The organism is Nocardioides salsibiostraticola (assembly GCF_054783655.1).
Genome location: NZ_BAAGQD010000025.1, coordinates 403,167 through 419,126, shown reverse-complemented (window position 1 = coordinate 419,126; position 15,960 = coordinate 403,167). Strand labels below are relative to the sequence as shown.

The 15,960-nt window shown below is 67.7% G+C and carries 18 protein-coding genes and 1 pseudogene; 14 read left to right on the top strand and 5 right to left on the bottom strand.

Annotated features, from left to right (window positions below; translation table 11 throughout):
* Positions 1 to 54 precede the first annotated feature (54 nt).
* Genes ACYVLV_RS14305 through ACYVLV_RS14290 form a run of 4 tightly spaced genes read left to right on the top strand, consistent with a single transcriptional unit; the run spans position 55 to position 1,161 of the window.
* Positions 55 to 258, top strand: coding sequence for an antitoxin (locus ACYVLV_RS14305; RefSeq protein ID WP_460810926.1), 204 nt, complete (start codon positions 55 to 57; stop codon positions 256 to 258).
* Complete coding sequence (locus ACYVLV_RS14300; protein ID WP_460810924.1) at positions 255 to 416, top strand: hypothetical protein; 162 nt, start codon at positions 255 to 257, stop codon at positions 414 to 416. Before ACYVLV_RS14305 ends, ACYVLV_RS14300 begins: the two co-directional genes overlap by 4 nt.
* Complete coding sequence (locus ACYVLV_RS14295) at positions 413 to 895, top strand: NUDIX hydrolase (RefSeq protein WP_460810923.1); 483 nt, start codon at positions 413 to 415, stop codon at positions 893 to 895. Before ACYVLV_RS14300 ends, ACYVLV_RS14295 begins: the two co-directional genes overlap by 4 nt.
* Positions 892 to 1,161: a hypothetical protein gene (locus ACYVLV_RS14290; protein ID WP_460810921.1), complete on the top strand. Its 270-nt coding sequence runs from the start codon at positions 892 to 894 to the stop codon at positions 1,159 to 1,161. The genes ACYVLV_RS14295 and ACYVLV_RS14290 overlap by 4 nt, the downstream gene beginning before the upstream one ends.
* Positions 1,162 to 1,256: 95 nt before the next feature.
* On the opposite strand, the gene ACYVLV_RS14285 is transcribed toward ACYVLV_RS14290, so the two are convergent.
* The gene (locus tag ACYVLV_RS14285) at positions 1,257 to 1,949 is read right to left on the bottom strand and encodes a DUF559 domain-containing protein (protein ID WP_460810919.1); all 693 of its coding nucleotides are present in this window, start codon (positions 1,947 to 1,949) and stop codon (positions 1,257 to 1,259) included.
* A 282-nt stretch (positions 1,950 to 2,231) separates the two neighbouring features.
* On the opposite strand from ACYVLV_RS14285, the gene ACYVLV_RS14280 reads away from it, so the two are divergent.
* Complete coding sequence (locus ACYVLV_RS14280; RefSeq protein ID WP_460810918.1) at positions 2,232 to 2,519, top strand: hypothetical protein; 288 nt, start codon at positions 2,232 to 2,234, stop codon at positions 2,517 to 2,519.
* Between the two features lie 5 nt (positions 2,520 to 2,524).
* Here the strand turns inward: ACYVLV_RS14280 and miaB are convergent, their stop codons facing one another.
* Entirely contained in the window at positions 2,525 to 4,027 is a 1,503-nt protein-coding gene (gene miaB, locus ACYVLV_RS14275) for a tRNA (N6-isopentenyl adenosine(37)-C2)-methylthiotransferase MiaB (RefSeq protein WP_460810917.1), read from the bottom strand.
* A 149-nt stretch (positions 4,028 to 4,176) separates the two neighbouring features.
* Here miaB and ACYVLV_RS14270 point away from each other — a divergent pair, with 149 nt between their 5' ends.
* The 6 genes from ACYVLV_RS14270 to ACYVLV_RS14245 all read left to right on the top strand — a co-directional run bounded on the left by ACYVLV_RS14270 (position 4,177) and on the right by ACYVLV_RS14245 (position 10,312).
* Entirely contained in the window at positions 4,177 to 5,664 is a 1,488-nt protein-coding gene (locus ACYVLV_RS14270; RefSeq protein ID WP_460810915.1) for an MBOAT family O-acyltransferase, read from the top strand.
* 4 nt (positions 5,665 to 5,668) lie between these two features.
* Positions 5,669 to 6,874 (top strand): alginate O-acetyltransferase AlgX-related protein, encoded by a 1,206-nt coding sequence (locus tag ACYVLV_RS14265; RefSeq protein WP_460810913.1) that lies wholly within the window; start codon positions 5,669 to 5,671, stop codon positions 6,872 to 6,874.
* 94 nt (positions 6,875 to 6,968) lie between these two features.
* Entirely contained in the window at positions 6,969 to 7,745 is a 777-nt protein-coding gene (locus ACYVLV_RS14260) for an amino acid ABC transporter ATP-binding protein (protein WP_460810912.1), read from the top strand.
* Positions 7,746 to 7,796: 51 nt separating this feature from the next.
* Positions 7,797 to 8,675: a glutamate ABC transporter substrate-binding protein gene (locus ACYVLV_RS14255; protein WP_460810911.1), complete on the top strand. Its 879-nt coding sequence runs from the start codon at positions 7,797 to 7,799 to the stop codon at positions 8,673 to 8,675.
* Positions 8,676 to 8,762: 87 nt separating this feature from the next.
* Complete coding sequence (locus tag ACYVLV_RS14250) at positions 8,763 to 9,425, top strand: amino acid ABC transporter permease (protein WP_460810909.1); 663 nt, start codon at positions 8,763 to 8,765, stop codon at positions 9,423 to 9,425.
* The gene (locus ACYVLV_RS14245; RefSeq protein WP_460810908.1) at positions 9,422 to 10,312 is read left to right on the top strand and encodes an amino acid ABC transporter permease; all 891 of its coding nucleotides are present in this window, start codon (positions 9,422 to 9,424) and stop codon (positions 10,310 to 10,312) included. The genes ACYVLV_RS14250 and ACYVLV_RS14245 overlap by 4 nt, the downstream gene beginning before the upstream one ends.
* A 90-nt stretch (positions 10,313 to 10,402) precedes the next feature.
* Here ACYVLV_RS14245 and ACYVLV_RS14240 read toward each other — a convergent pair whose 3' ends face one another.
* Positions 10,403 to 10,879 carry a hotdog fold domain-containing protein gene (locus ACYVLV_RS14240; protein ID WP_460810906.1) on the bottom strand — a complete coding sequence of 159 codons (477 nt, stop codon included), beginning with the start codon at positions 10,877 to 10,879 and terminating at the stop codon, positions 10,403 to 10,405.
* A 79-nt stretch (positions 10,880 to 10,958) separates the two neighbouring features.
* Here ACYVLV_RS14240 and ACYVLV_RS14235 point away from each other — a divergent pair.
* A pseudogene (locus ACYVLV_RS14235) lies at positions 10,959 to 12,059 on the top strand (TIGR03857 family LLM class F420-dependent oxidoreductase).
* Positions 12,056 to 13,135 (top strand): phosphotransferase family protein, encoded by a 1,080-nt coding sequence (locus ACYVLV_RS14230; protein ID WP_460810904.1) that lies wholly within the window; start codon positions 12,056 to 12,058, stop codon positions 13,133 to 13,135. Before ACYVLV_RS14235 ends, ACYVLV_RS14230 begins: the two are co-directional and overlap by 4 nt.
* On the opposite strand, the gene ACYVLV_RS14225 is transcribed toward ACYVLV_RS14230, so the two are convergent.
* Positions 13,128 to 13,523, bottom strand: a complete 396-nt coding sequence (locus ACYVLV_RS14225) for a VOC family protein (RefSeq protein ID WP_460810902.1) — start codon at positions 13,521 to 13,523, stop codon at positions 13,128 to 13,130. The two genes, ACYVLV_RS14230 and ACYVLV_RS14225, sit on opposite strands and share 8 nt — an antisense overlap.
* Before the next feature lie 68 nt (positions 13,524 to 13,591).
* Between ACYVLV_RS14225 and ACYVLV_RS14220 the strand changes: the two genes are divergently transcribed.
* Entirely contained in the window at positions 13,592 to 14,089 is a 498-nt protein-coding gene (locus ACYVLV_RS14220) for a MarR family winged helix-turn-helix transcriptional regulator (protein WP_460810900.1), read from the top strand.
* Positions 14,090 to 14,165: 76 nt separating this feature from the next.
* Here ACYVLV_RS14220 and ACYVLV_RS14215 read toward each other — a convergent pair whose 3' ends face one another.
* The gene (locus ACYVLV_RS14215; RefSeq protein ID WP_460810899.1) at positions 14,166 to 15,956 is read right to left on the bottom strand and encodes an ABC-F family ATP-binding cassette domain-containing protein; all 1,791 of its coding nucleotides are present in this window, start codon (positions 15,954 to 15,956) and stop codon (positions 14,166 to 14,168) included.
* Positions 15,957 to 15,960 lie beyond the last annotated feature (4 nt).

The following is a 15,960-nucleotide window of genomic DNA, read 5'->3' as shown; positions in this document are numbered from 1 at the left end:
TGTCGCAAGCACCCGGCTTCGACCGCGGAGCCGACCGACCACAGGGGGAACACCGTGGGATTTCTTGATGACGCGAAGAACAAGTTGACCGATGCTGTCGACGAGCACGCCGACAAGATCGAGGACGGCCTCGACAAGGCAGCCAACTTCGTCGACGACAAGACCGGCGGCAAGCACAGCGACAAGATCGCTGGCGCCTCGGAGAAGCTCACCGACGCGCTGGACAAGCTCGACGGTAAGAACGACGACCTGAAGTGAGCGAGTCCCCGACGACCGACGACGACCTGACCGGCGAGCCGAAGCAGACTCCGCCCGGGGAGCACGACAGCGAACTCGCCGACGAGAACAGCGGATCGGACGCCGCGAAGAAGCAGGCGGAGAACGCAGAGTCCTCCTTGGACCAGCCGTCCCAGTGAATACCGACGCCTCGGGGCGTTTCGTCGTGGTGCCGGCGTCGTACATCTATCTGATGCGCGACGCCGGCGCCGACGTCGAGGTCCTCCTCCAACTGCGGCAGAACACCGGCTACATGGATGACCACTGGGCCGCGGCCGCCGCCGGCCACGTCGAGCGGGGCGAAACCGCGGCGCAGGCCGCGCAGCGCGAGGCCTTCGAAGAGATCGGTGTCGCCGACCTGGACCTGGACTTCGTCACCACCATGCACCGCACGCAGCACGACCTGCCGATCGACGAACGGGTGGATTTCTTCTTCCAGTCCTGGTCGTGGAGCGGCGAACCGCAAATCGTGGAGCCAGCGAAGTGCGCCGATCTGAGATGGTTCCCGCTCAACGAACTGCCCCACCCGGTGGTGCCCCACGAACTGTCGGTGCTGGAGTCTCTACGCACCGGCACCACGACCGCCTATTCCACCTTTGGATTCGAGAGGACCTCATGAGCGACGACAACCTGGGCCCCAAGCCCGACGCGAAGATCGAGCCCGGCGAGACCAACCCCGGAGGCGCGGACGCCATCGACGCGGGCGAAACCACCCCACCCGTGCACGATCTCGACCCCGACCACAATCCGGCGGTGGAGGACGCCCTTCCCGACGAGATGAAGAAGGGCGAGGACACCTCGACCAAGGCCACCGAGTCCGACGGCGAGGAGGACGAGGACGACACGGGCGACGAGGGCGAAGCCGACGAGGAGTCTCCGGCCTGACTGTCGTAGCCAGACATACACAATTCAGATCGCAGGATCTCATCCCCCGCAGTGGCAGGGTCTGGCGCCGCCGAGATCGAAATGTGTATGTCTGGCTACGAGGCTGCGTTGCCGGACCGCTGTGCAACGGCCCGCTGGAGCACCGACCGCACCCACTCCGGTTCGAACATCACGTCCTCCCAGGCGAAACGCAGCACCAACCACCCGTGCACCACGAACTCGTTGTAGCGCCGCGTGTCTGACCGCAGCGCCGCGCGTCCGCCGTGCCACTCGAAGGAGTCAGCTTCGACGATGATGCGCAGTTCTGGGTCTACGAGGTCCGGCCGACCCAAGAAGTTCACACCGTAGATGGGCACCTGGGGCCGAAGCTGCAGCCCGACCACCTCCGTCCCGATGGCCCGGAGAACTGACTCGAACGGATTTGCCGCGAGGGGCGAGGCCGACGCTGCCACCCGGCGAGCCCGAAGGGCGTGGGGTCCTCGGACGTCCCGGGCGAGCGCCAGCATCAAGGGATGCGAGAAGCCCGCGCGTACAGCCGAGTCGGCGACGGCGAGGCCGGAATCGAACTCCTCTCGTTTGAGGCAGTCCATCAGGGTCCGCTCCTGGGTGGTCACCCCGTCCCGCACGTCGTCCGGCCCCAGGTCGGCGCGCATGATGCGAGCCGAGCGACGATGCTCAAAGCCGATGCGACGGCCGCGGGGCAAGATGATCTCCGGCTTCTCGGGAGGCACCTTGACCGCCCAACCATGGTGCAGCGCGGCGCTCAGATGGGACAAAGTCCCCGACATGCTGCCGGCTACGCGCAGCGCGTCATCAGCTGCCGCTGACGCATAGACCCCTCGCTGAACGGGGACGATCGATTTCGCTCGAAGGGCCGCGTCGACCGCGGCTCGTGAGGTCACTTGCACCAACTGACCTCGACGCGCCACACCACCGAGTCGAAGCATCGCGTCTGAAACCGAGAGGGGCACCAGTGCAGCATCGCCGCGATCCGGCTGCGCCGCATCCGGCTATCCACAGGCCTAGCCCCGGGCCTGCATGACATTCGCGTACCGGGGTACCGATGCCCCATGAGCAACGATCCGCAGGAGTACGACGTCACCGCCACCGACCAGAACGTCGAGGGCGACATCGGGGTCAGCAGTGGGCGACCGGGCCACACCAGCGAAGGTGAGATCGCCCCCACGGGGAGCCGTGACACCAGCGAGGGCGAGCCCCGCGAGGAGACCGACGCCATCGAGGACCAGCCCCACCAGCAGAACTCCCAGGCCGGCCTTCCCCCGAAATCGGGGTACTCGAGTTATGACCCGCGCTCCGACGAGGCGGCCTATGAGCCAGGTCGCCACGACGGGGTCTGAGGGCCTCAGCCGCAGGCGGGCGCCGGCGGTAGGGCTTCGGGGACTCCGAGCGTCGGCATGCCCAGCGTGACTCCGGGGGTGGCCACGGGGTGGCCCTGTCGGATCGCCCAGGCGTCCCCGGATCGGGTGTGCTGCACGTCCAGCACCGGCCCGTCGGCGACCAGGTGGTGCGGCGCGGCATAGGTGATTTCCACCGTGACGCGGTCACCGGGTCGGATGCCGTGATCGGCCTCGGCACCCGAGGGAGGCAGGAAGTGGACGAGGCGGTTGTCGGGTCCTCGCCCGGACAGCCGGTGTGTCTCGCGGTCCTTGCGACCCGCACCCTCGGCCACCATCAACTCGACCCGGCGACCCACGAGTGGCTTGTTCTCGGCCCAGGCCACGTCGTTGACCAGCGCGGCGAGACGGTCGTAGCGGTGACGCACGACGTCGGGCGGCACCTGATCGGGCAGATCCGTGGCCGGCGTCCCAGGTCGCTTGGAGTACTGGAAGGTGTAGGCACCGGCGAACCTCGCCGCCGCGACGACATCCAGCGTCCCCTGAAAGTCCTCCTCGGTCTCGCCGGGGAACCCGACGATGATGTCGGTCGTGATCGCCGCGTCCGGCATGGCCGCACGGACCCGGTCGATGATCCCGAGGAACTTGGTGGTGCGGTAGGAACGACGCATCGCCTTGAGGATGCGGTCGGAGCCCGACTGCAGCGGCATGTGCAACTGCGGCATCACGTTGGGCGTGGCCGCCATCGCCTCGATGACGTCGTCGGTGAACTCCGCCGGGTGGGGTGAGGTGAAGCGGACCCGGTCGAGTCCCTCGATCTCACCGCAGGCACGCAGCAGTTTCGAGAAGGCCTGGCGGTCCCCGAACTCGACGCCGTAGGCGTTGACGTTCTGCCCCAGCAGCGTCACCTCGCAGACACCGTCGGCGACCAATGCACGGATCTCGGCGAGGATGTCCCCGGGTCGGCGGTCCTTCTCCTTGCCGCGCAGGGCGGGGACGATGCAGAACGTGCAGGTGTTGTTGCAGCCGACCGAGATCGACACCCAGGCGGCGTACGCCGAGTCGCGCTTGGTCGGCAACGTGGAGGGGAACACCTCCAGGGACTCGAGGATCTCGACCTGCGCCTCGGCCTGGACGCGGGCCCGGTCCAACAGCGCGGGCAACGAGCCGATGTTGTGGGTGCCGAAGACGACGTCGACGTGCGGCGCCTTCTCGGTGATCACCTCACGGTCCTTCTGCGCCAGACAGCCACCCACCGCGATCTGGAGGTCGGGGTTGGCCTTCTTCATCGGCGCCAGTTGCGAGAGGTTGCCGTACAGCTTGTTGTCGGCGTTCTCGCGGACCGCGCAGGTGTTGAACACCACGATGTCGGCCTGCTCGCCCGCCGCGACGGGCCGGTGTCCAGCGTCCTCGAGCAACCCGGTCAGCCGCTCGGAGTCGTGGACGTTCATCTGACACCCGTAGGTCTTGACCTCGTAGGTCCGGGCGGCGGCAACAGGGGTGGCAGTCATGACCGTCCAACTGTACGGCGCACCCCGGCCCATCACCCATCTCGGAGGCCCCGTCCTCGGACGCACACACGGTCGGGTCCACGCTGTTAGAGTCACCGCGCCTGTAGTTCCGCGCTCCGACCGCGCTCTATCCGCTCCAGGAGCGCCCGTTGTCCTTCGCCGCACCACTGTTCTTGTGGTACTTCCTGCCTGCGGTCCTCGTGGCCCACTGGGTGCTGCCGCAACGCTTCCGCAACGGCGTGCTCGCGGTCTTCTCCCTCGGCTTCTACGCCGTGGGCGGCGAGGAGTTCGTGCTGCTTTTGTTGACCATGATGGTGGTCAACTACGTCGCCGGACTGAGCATCGGTAAGGCGCGCGAACGGGAGGCGGCCGCACCCCCCGAGGCACGAGGCTCGGTGATCGTTCGCCCGCCGATGGTGCGGGCGAAGTGGATCCTGCTCCTGACCGTCATGGCCGATCTCGGCGTGCTGGCGATCTGGAAGTACCTCGGCTTCGCCAGCGAGGCGATCGACTCCTTCGGGCGCGCTCTGGGTGGCACGGGCTCGCCGGTGATCGCGGTGGCGCTGCCGATCGGGATCAGCTTCTTCACCTTCCACCACCTCTCCTACGTGGTCGACATCTACCGCGGCGAGCGCCCGCCGATGCGCAACCCGCTGACCTTCGCCACCTACATCGCGATGTTCCCGCAGCTGGTCGCCGGCCCGATCGTGCGCTACCACGAGATCGCCGACCAGCTCCGCCACCAGCAGCACGACAAGTTCGACGACTTCCTGCTCGGCTTCCCGGTGTTCCTCTGGGGGTTGACCAAGAAGGTCGTGATCGCCGACTCGCTCGCACCCATCGCCGACGCCGCGTTCGCCGTCAACGACCCCAGCTTCACCACCGCCTGGATCGGCGCCATCGCCTACACCGGTCAGATCTACTTCGACTTCTCCGGCTACTCCGACATGGCCATCGGGCTGGGCCTGATGTTCGGCCTGCGCCTGCCCGAGAACTTCCGTCGCCCCTACTCCGCGGTCTCGGTCACCGACTTCTGGCGCCGCTGGCACATGTCACTGTCCCGCTGGTTCCGCGACTACCTCTACATCCCCCTGGGCGGTAACCGCGGGGGCGGCGGGGCGACGTACCGCAACCTGGTGATCGTCTTCCTCCTCACCGGCCTCTGGCACGGCGCGGCCTGGACGTTCCTCCTGTGGGGCGCCTACCACGGGGCGCTGCTGATCATCGAGCGTGCGACCGGGCTGGGCCGGCTCGAGGGCTTCACGGTCGTACGCCGCGCCGCCACCTTCGTGCTGATCGTCTTCGGTTGGGTGCTCTTCCGGGCCGCCGACCTCGGTGAGTTCGGCCGAATGGCCGGCGCCATGCTGCGACCCGATCTGCTGCGAGAGCCCCTGTTCGGCCTCGACCCGGACGTCGCCATCGGGATCGGTACCTTCCAGATGGTCCTGCTCGGGCTCGTGGTCGCCAGCACCCTGATCCCAGGTCACTGGGTCACCGGACGGGTCCTCGACGGCCTCGACCAGTGGCCCGACCGGGTCCGTATGACGTTGCGCGGTGGCACCCTCGTGATCTCGCCGTACGTCGCCATCGCAGCCATCGCGGGCACCTTCAGCCCCTTCCTCTACTTCCAGTTCTGATGCCATGACCCACCGCAAGGAGACGACCCCGATGAGCCTGCGCCGCGTGCTGACCGCCGTCGTGGCGTTCGGGTTCGTCTTCGGACCATTGGGGAGCTATGCCCTCGGGTTCCGTCCTGAGGCCTTCGAGAACCGCCCCCTTGCGGCCCGACCCGACCCGTCCGACGGCTTCAGCGCCTTGGCGGACCTCGCGCCGTGGGCAGCCGACCACCTACCGATCCGCAAGCCGGCCGTGCGCGCCAAGGCGTGGTCGGACTTCAACCTGCTAGGCACCCTGCCGCCCAGCGGCCCGCCACCCGTCACTCTCCCCCGTATCCAGGGCCCGGACGGACCCCTGCTCACCTCCCCGCTGGTGGTGCGCGGCGAGAACGGCTACCTCTTCTTCGGCCAGGACTTCGACCGGGGGTGTGACGACGGTGCCGCCTTCGCCGAACAGCTCGACCGGCTCGCGCTGGTGGCACGCCGTATCGAACAGTCCGGCCGCACCGTGGTCTTCTCGGTCGCTCCCAACAAGACCGCGATCGTCGGCGACGAACTGCCCGACGTCGTCCCCCACGGACAGTGCGCCCGCGCCGGGATCCGGGCCCAGAACCGCGTCTTGGACCGGTACGACGACCCGCGCTACCTCCCTTTGCGCCGGCCCCTGGCCGATCAGCACGCAGCAGGCGTCCAGAACTACTGGAAGCAGGACACCCACTGGACCACCGTGGGCTCCCTGACCTACGCCGAGGCCCTGGCCGCCGCGCTCGACCCGGCGCTCGCGGCCCGGATCACCGTCGAGAGCGGCACCCGCACTCAGGTCAGCGACCTCAACGACCTGATCGGGCTCACCGCGGCGGAGACCGCCCCGTCGGCCCAGCTCAGCGTGGGGGCGCCCGCCGTACCCACCGCGGACAGCGAGACCTACGACTACTACCAGGAGTACGGCGGGGTTCAGCGCTGGCGGACTCCAGGCGACGCGGCACTGCCCGGCGTCACCACCCTGATCGGGGACTCCTTCACCTACTTCGGCCTGGAGAACCTGCGGCCCCTCTTCGCCGACGGCCGGTTCCTCTGGGACCGCAACACCGCCGATGATCAGGACTTCATCGACGCGATCCTCGACGCCGACACGGTCATCATCTCGACCTCCCAGCGCAACGTGACCGCCAACAAACTGCTCCGTCCCGGCTTCGTCAAGCGCCTGACCGAGGCGCTGCAAGCCGTCTAGACCCGCTGATCGGCAGGTCACGGTTTGGTCGCGATCTGTGACCCAGCCCATTCCGGTGATGCCCTAGCGGGCCCCGCGCGGTTAGGTTCCGGGTATGAGCGCGCAGCAGCAGGAGGACATTCAGGCCGGTCGCGGCGAACCGCTCGTCGTCTTGGACGGCGTCGAGAAGTGGTACGGCGACCTCCACGTCCTCCAGGACATCAACGTCACGGTCAAGCGTGGCGAGGTCGTCGTGGTGATCGGTCCCTCCGGTTCGGGCAAGTCGACGCTGTGCCGGGCGATCAACCGCCTCGAGACGATCGACAAGGGTTCGATCACCCTGGACGGCAAGCCGCTGCCCGAGGAGGGCAAGGAGTTGGCCAGCCTGCGCGCCGAGGTCGGAATGGTCTTCCAGTCCTTCAACCTCTTCGCTCACAAGACGATCCGCGAGAACGTGACGCTCGGGCCGATCAAGGTACGCAAGCAGAAGAAGGCCGACGCGGACAAGAAGGCCGCCGAGCTGCTCGACCGGGTCGGCATCGGCCACCAGGCCGACAAGTACCCCGCCCAACTCTCCGGCGGCCAGCAGCAACGCGTCGCGATCGCCCGTGCGCTGGCCATGGAGCCGAAGGTGATGCTCTTCGACGAGCCGACCTCGGCTCTGGACCCCGAGATGATCAAAGAGGTCCTCGACGTCATGGTCGACCTCGCCGAGCAGGGCATGACGATGGTCGTGGTCACCCACGAGATGGGCTTCGCCCGTACCGCGGCCGACCGGGTGCTGTTCATGGCCGACGGCGCCATCGTGGAGGAGAACACCCCCGAGGAGTTCTTCACCAACCCGCAGAGCGAACGCGCGCAGGACTTCCTCGGCAAGATCCTCAAGCACTGATCCACTTCACCGCTCCACATGCACCGAACCCCAAGTAAGAGGAGAAACAACATGCGATTCACCCGATCCAAGACGGCCGCGGCCGTGGCCGCGCTTGCTCTCACCCTGGCTGCCTGTGGCAGCGACGGTGGTGACACCGAGGTCGAGGTCGCCGACTCGCCCGAGTTCGAAGCCGGAACGACCATGGCCACCCTGTCCGAGGCCGGCGAGATCCGTGTCGGCACCAAGTTCGACCAGCCGGGCTTCGGTCTGCTGGGCCTGGACGACACCCCTGAGGGTTTCGACGTCGAGGTCGCCAAGATCATCGCCGGCGCCCTGGGCATCGACGACAGTGGCATCACCTACACCGAGTCGACCTCCGACATCCGCGAGCAGGTGATCGAGGACGCCACCGTCGACATGGTCGTGGCGACGTACACGATCAACGACGAGCGTGCCGATCGGATCACCTTCGCCGGTCCGTACTACACCGCAGGCCAGCAGCTGATGGTGGCCAAGGACGACGACTCCGTCTCCAGCCCCGAAGACCTGAACGACGCCAGCATCAAGGTCTGCTCGGTCACCGGCTCCACGCCGTCTGAGCAGATCAAGGAGTTCCTCGCCGACCCGAACCAGCTGGTGCTCTTCGACACCTACGACAAGTGCGCGGACTCCCTGGCCAACGGTCAGGTTCAGGTCGTCACCACCGACAACGTGATCCTGCTCGGCTTCGTCGCCGCGAGCCCCGATGACTTCAAACTCGTCGGGGAGCAGTTCACCGACGAGCCCTACGGCATCGGTATCGCCAAGGGCGACGTCGCGTTCTGCGAGTTCATCAACGAGACGCTGGCCGAGAACGAGGACGCCTACGTCGCCGCCTGGGAAGCCACCGCGGGACAGAACGAGGGCACCGAGACCCCGACGCTGCCCGAGCCCAACGAGTGCAAGTGAGCTAGTCCGCACCTAGCCCTCACGTGAGCCGGGGTACGCCGAACGGCGTACCCCGGCACCGTGCCCCTCGATCGGAAAGTGCTGAGCATGATCGATTACTTCGACCCGGTCCTGTCGAACCTCGACCTGTACTGGGACGGGCTGCTTCGTTCCTTGGGCATCTGCCTGTGGGCGATGGTCGGCTCACTCGCGCTCGGCACCCTCATCGCCGCGTTCCGGGTCTCGCCGGTCCCCTCGCTGCAAGCCTTCGGCACCGCGTGGGTGAACGTATGGCGTAACTGTCCGCTCTCGATCGTCTTGTTCTTCATGGCCTTCGGGCTGCCCGAGGTTGGGGTCAACACCTCTTTCTACGTCTTCGGCATCACCGGGCTGATCATCTACACCTCCGCCTTCGTCTGTGAGGCGCTGAGGTCCGGGATCAACTCGGTGCAAGCCGGGCAGGCCGAGGCCGCCCGAGCCATCGGCCTGACGTTCACCCAGTCGCTGGGGCAGGTGATCCTTCCCCAGGCCTTCCGGGCCTCTGTTCCGCCCTTGGGCAGCGTGATCATCGCGATGTTCAAGAACTCTGCGGTCGTGGGCGCCTTCGGTGTCGGTCGCGACCTGTTCAGCCTCGGCGGCACGCTCACCAGCGCTCAGGGTTTCGCGTTCATCCCGGTCCTGACCGGTGTGGCGATCGGCTACCTCATCATCACCCTGACCGCCGGGCTACTCCTGGAGGTCATTGAGCGAAAGGTGGCGATCGTTCGATGAGTGCCTCCGTCCTCTACGACATCCCCGGCCCCAAGGCCCGGCGTCGTGCCCTCATCGGCACCGTCGTGGGCGCCCTGGTGATCCTTGCCCTTGTCGGCATCGCAGCCAAGCGTCTGAACGACAACGGACAGTTCGCGGGCGAACTGTGGAGCCCCCTGTTCAATCCGGGTGATGAGAGCTTCGTCCCCGTCTGGAAGCTCATCGGCAAGGGCCTCACGAACACCTTGGTGGCGGCCGTGCTCGCTATCATCCTGTCTTTGGTCGTCGGGGTCCTGCTGGGCGTGGCCCGCATGATGTCCGGGCGTTACTCCCGGATCCCGATCCTGATCTTCATCCAACTCTTTCGCGGGCTGCCGGTCATCGTCACCATCGTCATCGTGTGGCGCTTCATGTTCGAGTTGGGGCTCGGCGACCTCATCGCCCCCCTGCCCGGCAGCAACGCGTTGTGGTACCTCGTCCTCGGGCTGACCCTCTACAACTGCGTCATCATCGCCGAGATCCTCCGCGCCGGGGTGGCGTCCCTCCCCAGCGGCCAGGGCGAAGCGGCTCTGGCGGTCGGAATGACGGGTTGGCAGGCCATGCGCGAGGTGCTGTTGCCGCAGGCGTTCCGGGTGATGCTCCCCGCGCTCATCAGCCAACTCGTGGTTGTCCTCAAGGACACCTCGCTGGTGGCCTTCCTCAGCCTGGGCTACCTGGAGTTGCTCAACCGCGGTGGCCTGATCTCCCAGAACCTCGACAACACGATCCAGACCCTGTTCCTGGTCGGCCTGATCTTCATCACGATCAACTACGGCCTCTCGAAGCTGGCTGTGTGGATGGAAGCCCGCCTCAGCCGCGCCTCCGGCGCCGACACCTCCGCCATCGCCGACCAAGTCCCCGCGACCTGAGCCGGACGCTTGTTACTGACCGTCGTTACTACTACCGGACCGTTATAACCGTCACCTAGTAGTAACGACGGTCAGTAACAAAGGGACCCGTCAGGACTTGGGGGTCACCCAGAGCCGGATGACGCCCTCGATGACCACGGTGCCGTCGTCGCGGACGCCCTTGACGCGGACGGGGAGGTCGGGGTCATCGGAGGTCCACTGCTCGGGGTCGGTCTCGGCGATGCAGGTGATGTCGCTGGTCGCCTTGGCGGTGTAGGAGATGTCCATGCCCTTGGGGATCCATCGCTTGTCGGAGGGGATGGTCGCCTCGGCGAGCGCGCCCATGGCGGCCTCCAACCCGTTGCACAGCGCGATGGCGTGCACGGTGCCGATGTGGTTCTGTACGCCGCGGCGCTTGGGGATGACCAGTTCGGCGTGGTTCGGGCGCAACTCGGTGAAACGCGGACGGATGGACGCGAAGTACGGCGCCTTCTGGCTGAACGCCAACGAGAAGACCCGACGACCCAGGATCGGGCCCACGACGGGCAGGTCGGTGGCGGTGTTCCACAACTTCAAGACTTGGCTCATGCCCAGAACATTACCGCTCAGTAACATGATCGGGGGCGAAACTGTCATCGGCATCACACGAGACTGCTAGTTTCCGATCGTGACCGCTGCAATCCCCGCCTTTCCCGAACTCGCCTGCTACGGCCTCGCGGGACACAGCAACTCCCCCGCGGACCTCTTGGACGAGGCGCGTTTGGCGGAACGTCTCGGCCTGGGGTCGATCTTCCTGTCCGAGCGCTTCAACCTGAAGGACGCCGGGGTGATGGCGGGTGCGGTCGCGGCGGCCACCACGTCGATCGGGATCGGCACCGCGGCGACCAACCACAACACCCGCCACCCCCTGGTGACCGCCACCATGGCCACCACGATGCACCGCCTGTCCGGGGGCCGGTACGCGCTCGGACTGGGCCGCGGGATCCGCATCCTCTTCGACCTGATGGGGCTCCCCCAGGTCACGGGCGCCCAGATGGAGGACGCCGTCGGTATCTATCGCCGGCTGTAGCACGGCGGGGCCTTCGACCACGATGGACCGGCCGGGAAGTACCCCTTCCTCTGTCAGGACGGGTCCTTCGACGAGGACATCCCGATCCTGATGATGGCCATCGGCAACAACAGCCTCGACCTCGCGGGCCGGATCGCCGACGGCGTCGTCCTGCACACCTTCCTCACCGACGAGACCCTGGCCCGGATGGTCACGCGTATCCGCACGGCCGCCGAGCAGGCCGGCCGCGACCCCGCCTCCGTGCGCATCTGGTCGGTCCTGGCCACCGTGGAGGACTCGGTTCCCGAGGAGGTCCGGCTACGCAAGTTGGTCGGCCGCCTGGCCACCTACCTCCAGGGGTACGGCGACGTCCTGGTCGCCGCCAACGGCTGGGCCCCGGCCGTCCTGCAGGCCTTCCGCGAGGACCCGGTGGTCACCGGTCACGCTGGAGCCTTCGACGCCGTGGGGAGCATCGAGGACCTCACCTACCTGCGCGATCGGGTCTTCCCGGCGTCCTGGACCGGCGCGTCGGCCACCGGCGACGACGCCACCTGCGCGCAGCGCGTCCTGGCCCAGTTCGAGGCGGGCGCAGACAGCGTCGTGCTGCACGGCGCGACTCCCACCGAGCTGATTCCCGTCCTGGAGGCGTGGCGCGGCGTACGTCCCGCCGGACGCTTCGACCACCTGCCCGCCAACCCCGGATGGAGCCACCACCGATGAAGCCCACCACCCCTCCCGAGCCGTCGGTGCGTTCCGACATCGCGGACCTGAACTCGGAGTGGCTCAGCGCCGCGCTCGGGCGCCCCGTGGTCCTCAAAGGCGCCAGCCCGGTCGGCACCGGCCAGATCGGCGCCTGCTACCGCCTACGCCTCGACGGCATCGACGGCGAGAGCACCGTGCTGGCCAAGCTGCCCTCACCGGACGCCGCCGCCCGCGAGATGTTGGCCGGCGCCTACCTCTGCGAGGTCCGGTTCTACACCGAGATCGCCCCGACCCTCGACGTACGTGCGCCGGAATGCTTCTACGGGTTCGGCCTACCCAGCGGCGACTTCACGCTGCTGCTCGAGGACCTGGCGCCCGCGGAGCAGGGTGACCAGATCCAGGGGTGTACGCCGGACCAGGCCCGGGCCGCGGCGGTGAACCTCGCTGGACTCCACGGGCCCCGCTGGTGCGACACCACCCTCCTGGACATCGAGGGGATGAAGATCCAGGAGCAGGCAGACGCCGACCTGTTGGCCGACTTCTACGGACCCGCCACGGATCTGTTCCTCGCGAACCTCAGCGATCTCGTGAGCACCGAGGACACCGCCACGCTGCGGGCGTGCGTGCCCGTCGTCGCGGCCTGGACGCTGACCCGGCCTGAGCGGTTCGCCCCGGTGCACGGCGACTACCGACTCGACAACCTGCTCTTTGCCCCGGAGGACAGTGAGGGCGTCGGGGGCGTCGACCCGGTCACGGCCGTGGACTGGCAGACGCTCTCGCTCGGCCTCCCCGCCCGCGACCTGGCCTTCCTGATCGGCACGGGGCTCAGCATCGAGTTGCGCCGGGAACACGAGCGCGACCTCGTGGCGGCGTACCACCAGGCGCTGACGGCCTATGCCCCCGTGGCCGCTGCCGACTACTCGCTCGAGGACTGCTGGGAGGACTACCGGTTCGCGATGATGCAGGGGCCGCTGATCGCGGTGTTCGGGTGCGCCTACGGGACTCGCAGTGACCGTGGCGACGCCATGTTCGCCGCCATGGTGGCGCGCTCGTGTGCCGCGATGCGGGACCTGGGGACGCTCGACCTCATCTGAGGCGGGCGGGCGCCAGCAGCTCCACTCGGTTGCCAGCCCCGTCGAAGGAGTGACAGCGCTCGTGGTCGTCGAAGGTATGACGTTGGGTCCAGTCGACCTCGAAGGACGCGGCCGTCAGTCGCGAGGCGACCTCCTCCAACGCCGCGACGGAGTCCAGCACGAGCGCCGGGTGCGCCTTGCGCGCCGGGCTGAACGGCTCCTCGACGCCGACGTGAATCTCGGCCGCGACCTGCCCCTGGTCGTCGTGCGCGCGGAACCAGGCGCCTCCCCTGACCCGCAACGCCTCGGGCTTCTCCACCTCGGTCATGCCCAGTCCGGTCGCGTAGAACGCGCGAGCGATGTCCTCGCCGCCCGAGGGGCAGGCCACCTGCACGTGATGAAGTCTCATGCGAAGTATCTTGACATCAAGATATAGCGGGGTCAAGAATCTCGATGCCCTTCGCTAGACTCGTTCCCATGGTGGGCACCCAGGACGACGAGGTCGACGCGCTGGTCGCGGCCTGGGCTCATGAGCGGGACGATCTCGATCTCGGGCCGGTGGCCATCTTCAGCCGGATCCACCGCTTGGCCCGCCACCTCGACCTGGCCCGCCGGGAGGCCTTCGCCGCCCGGGACCTGGAGTCCTGGGAGTTCGACGTGCTGGCGGCGCTGCGACGCGCGGGGGCGCCGTACGAACTCTCGCCGGGGCGCCTCCTGCGCGAAACCCTCGTCACCAGCGGCACGATGACCAACCGGGTCGACCGCCTCGCCGGACGCGGCTTCGTCGAACGACACCCCGACCCCGACGACCGGCGCGGCGTCATCGTGCGCCTCACCGACGAGGGTCGCACCGCCGTGGACGAGGCCTTCGAAGGTCTGTTGAGCGCCGAGGCCGTCCTACTCGCCGACCTCCCGACCCGCGACCAACGTCGCCTGGCCGACCTGCTGCGGTCCCTGCTCGCGCCCTACGCCTGATGAACCACCGGGGTAGTCCCTGACGTTTGTGCGAACTTTGACGGCGTGTCGTCGCATAAACGTCAGGGACTACCTTTCATTCCAGCAGTTCGGTGGCCTCCAGCCATTCCAGCTCGAGGGTTTCGCGTTCCTCGGCGAGGGACTTCAGCTGGCCGCCGAGTACGCCGAGGCGGTCGAAGTCGGTCCCCGCTGCGGCCACCGCGGCCGATTCGGTGGTCAATTCGGCCTCGGTGGTGAGGATCCGCTTGAGTTGCTTCTCGATCCGGTTCACCGCCTTCTTGGCGGCGCGCTCCTCGGCGCTGCCCGGCTTGGCCTTCTTCGAGTTCGTGGGTACGCCGCCCCCCTGGCTCGGGCTGTCGGCGGCGGCCTCCGCAGCGAGGCTTTCGGCCCGTCGCTCGAGGTACTCCTCCACCCCGCGCGGCAGCATCGAGATCTGCCCGTCGCCGAGCAGCGCCCAGGTGGAGTCGGTCACGCGCTCGAGGAAGTACCGGTCGTGGCTCACCACGATCAGGGTGCCGGGCCAGGCGTCGAGGAAGTCCTCCAGGACGTTGAGGGTGTCGATGTCCAGGTCGTTGGTGGGCTCGTCGAGGAGCAGCACGTTGGGCTCCTCGAGCAGCAGCATCAGCAGCTGGAAGCGGCGACGCTCCCCGCCGGACAGTTCCCCGATCCGGGCGGTCAGCTTGTCGCCGGTGAAGCCGAACCGTTCCAGCATCGAGGTCGCGCTGACCTCGCCGTCCTTGGTCTTCACGACCCGACGGAACGACTCGACCATCGGCAGCACCCGCATGGTGGGGTCGAGGTCGTCGAGTTGTTGGGTCAGGTGCCGCATCGCGATGGTGCGGCCGTGCTTGACCTTCCCCGCCGACGGCTCGAGGGTGCCGGCGATCAGCGAGAGCACCGAGGTCTTGCCTGCTCCGTTGACCCCGATCAGCCCGATCCGGTCTCCCGGTCCGATCCGCCAGGTCGCCTGCGTCAGCAGACTGCGCTCCCCGCGCTGGAGGTCCACGTCCTCGACGTCGATGACCTGCTTGCCGAGGCGCTGGGTGGCGAACTTCTGCAACTCCAGCCGGTCCCGCGGCGGCGGGACGTCCTCGATCAGGGCGTTGGCGGCCTCGATGCGGAACTTGGGCTTCGCCGTACGGGCCGGAGCACCGCGGCGCAACCAGGCCAACTCCTTCTTGGCGAGGTTCTGCCGGCGCTGCTCGGTCGCGGAGGCCTGACGGGTCCGCTCGGCCTTGGCGAGCACGAAGGCGGCGTACCCGCCCTCATAGGCGTCCACGACCCCGTCGTGGACCTCCCAGGTCCACTGGCAGACCTCGTCGAGGAACCACCGGTCGTGGGTGACGACCACCATCGCGGACGCCCGCTTCTTGAGGTGGTTGGCCAACCACGCGACGGCTTCGACGTCCAGGTGGTTGGTGGGCTCGTCGAGCACGATCAGGTCGTGGTCCCCGAGCAGCAGCGCGGCCAGGGAGCAGCGTCGACGCTCGCCACCGGACAGCCCGTCGACCGGTCGGTCCAGGGCGACCCCGGCGAGGAGCACCTCGACGATCTCCCGGGTGGTGTAGTCGGCCGCCCACTCGTGGTCGTCCATGCCGCCCAGGACGGCCTCGCGGACACTGTGGGTGTCGTTGAGCTCGTCGCCCTGGTGGAGGTAGCCGATATGGATGCCGCGGGTCTGCGAGACCCGGCCGGAGTCGGGTTCCTCCTGACCGGTCATCACCTTCAACAAGGTGGTCTTGCCGTCCCCGTTACGACCGACGATGCCGATCCGCTCACCGACCGCGAGCCCGAGGGACACGTCGGTCAGGAGGGGGCGGACGCCGTAGGACTTCGAGACGCGTTCGAGATTCAGCAGGTTGACCATGAGT